Raw genomic sequence first — 547 nt, 5'->3', positions numbered from 1 at the left:
GACCTCGACCACACCCTGTTATCCGATGACAGTGACCACGCATGGGGCCAGTATCTGGCCGACCGGGAACTCGTCGACCCGGCGGTGCATCAGCATCGCAACGACCACTTCTATGAACAATACAAAGCCGGCACGCTGGACATTCACGCTTACCTGCGTTTTGCCTTACAGCCGTTACTCGATTATCCACTGCAACATATGCTGGCCGAACGCGAGCGTTTTCTGGCTGAACGTATTGAACCACTGATCAGCCAAAAAAGCCGTGACCTGATCCAGAAGCATCGGGACCAGGGGGATCATTTACTGATCATTACCGCCACCAACGGTTTCATTACCTATCCGATTGCCGAGCGTCTGGGTATTGCCGACATTATTGCACCACACCCGGAAGTCATCGACGGCCAATACACTGGCGAAATTGTTGGCGTACCCAGCTTTCAGGATGGCAAGGTAACCCGGCTCAACGCCTGGCTGGAAGAGCATCAGCAGTCCATGGACGGTGCCTGGTTCTACAGCGACTCCCGCAACGATCTGCCACTGTTACGAC

1 protein-coding gene is annotated in these 547 nt (G+C 54.8%); it reads left to right on the top strand.

Translation table 11 applies throughout. The features are described 5' to 3' along the window. A partial coding sequence (locus Q4563_RS15680) for an HAD family hydrolase (protein WP_303605124.1) occupies positions 1 to 547 on the top strand: 547 nt, incomplete at both ends.

It is taken from the genome of Gilvimarinus sp. 1_MG-2023, from assembly GCF_030548285.1.
Note: the sequence above shows the minus strand (reverse complement) of the source record. Positions and strands in the feature narration are given on the sequence as shown.